At 59.6% G+C, this 1651-nt stretch carries 1 protein-coding gene; it reads right to left on the bottom strand.

Annotated elements, in window-relative coordinates; all coding sequences use genetic code 11:
- Nucleotides 1-30: 30 nt before the first annotated feature.
- Nucleotides 31-1583, bottom strand: a protein-coding gene (locus CR159_RS21275) for an IS3 family transposase (protein WP_233208457.1) whose coding sequence is annotated in 2 segments (ribosomal slippage) — nt 31-1130 and nt 1130-1583 — 1554 coding nt in all. Because the reading frame shifts where the segments join, the coding sequence is not laid out codon by codon here.
- Nucleotides 1584-1651 lie beyond the last annotated feature (68 nt).

The following is a 1651-nucleotide window of genomic DNA, read 5'->3' on the forward strand; positions in this document are numbered from 1 at the left end:
CGGTGTTTGTCAACAATGATGTCCGCTTTTTCATGCAACGAGCTTCATGGTTTCCGGTAGTTCTTTATTGACCTTATCCGGGTTGAGCCAGACCTGGTCTATGCGCTTCCAGTTGCGCACGGTACGACCGCGCCAGCGGTCAGGATTGGCTTCTTTAGCCGTCTGATACACCGCCGTACGTGCGGCCAGAATCCGGCGGTCCAAACCCGCATGACGCTGGGCGGGCGTGACGAACTGGATGCCGCTGTGACGATGTTCGGTGTTGTACCAAGTGACGAACCGCTGCACCCAAGAGCGAGCCTGGTCAATGTCCGCGAAGCGCTTTCTGGGATAGGCAGGCGTATATTTCAACGTCTTGAAGAGTGACTCCGAGAAGGCGTTGTCATCACTCACCGATGGTCGGCTAAACGACGGCACCACACCTAGGTTTTGCAGGGTCGCCAGCATCGTGGCGCCCTTCATCGGGCCACCATTATCCGAGTGCAGCACCAACTGGTCGCGTCTGATGCCGTGACGCAAACAGGCCTTGCTAATCAAGGTAGCCGCATGGTGAGACGACTCGTCATGGTGAACCTCCCAGCCAACGATCATGCGGCTGAAGACATCCATCACCATGTACAAGCGGTGGAACTGGCCACGCACGGCGGCAGGCAAGAACGTAATATCCCAGGACCAGACCTGAGCAGGCGCCGTTGCCGCCCACGCCCGAGGCTTGTCCACGATGGGATGGGCCTGAGCACGGCCACGCCGGTTTGTCTGCCCATGCGCTTTGAGCACTCGGTAGAAGCTCGACTCCGAGGCGATATAGACGCCTCGGTCTGCCAGCCGGGGCACGATCTGAGACGGTGGCAGGCTCTGATGCTCGGCACTGTTGCAGGTCGCCAGGATATGCTCCTTTTCGACTGGGCTGAGCGCATGGGCGCTTGGTTTGCGGGCAGCTCCCTTGCGACCATCCACTAGGCTGTCGGCTCCACGCCAGCGACGCAGCGTGCGGCACGTAATACCCAGTACCTCGCACGCCTTGTGGCGTCGGGCGCGGGCTTGCACGGCCTGGTCAATCAGGAGGATGGCCATCTGTTTCATCGGCTCTGGGATCAATCGTCCGCGCCGCTGCCCCAGATGGCCTGGGCTTTTTTTGACAGTATCAGAAGCGCTGCCGCCTCGGCCAGTGCTTGCTCTTTGCGTCGCAGTTCCTTTTCCAGCTTGCGGCTCTTTTTACGCTCCGCCGCAAGTTGCGCCTTGTCGGCCGACGTGCCCTGCGAGTCCACCGCCTCAAACGCTTCTTTCCACGCGTCGAGTTGTTCCGGGTACAGGCCATGTTCGCGGCAATACGTCGAGCGCTCGGCCTCGTTCATCGGGGCCGTCTGGATCACCGCCGCCAGCTTAGCGCGGGCATCCCAGCGATCGGGGTTGGACGGTTTAGCGGGCACAACGAATCCTTTGGATTGAAACTGCTTCTTCCAAGCATACAGCGTGGGCGTCGAGATCCCGGTTTCGCGAGCGAGCTGGGCTACCGTCTGGTTGTTAGGTGGCATCATTTTCCTGACGATTTGCTCTTTGAGCTCAGGGCTATAGGCGGACATGAAAACACTCCAACCGCCCCCTCATCTATTAGGTTCAAGTGACCGGACATCTATTGTGACAGAGGGGG

The organism is Pollutimonas subterranea, from assembly GCF_002849655.1.
GTDB classification, from domain to species: Bacteria; Pseudomonadota; Gammaproteobacteria; order Burkholderiales; family Burkholderiaceae_B; genus Pollutimonas; species Pollutimonas subterranea.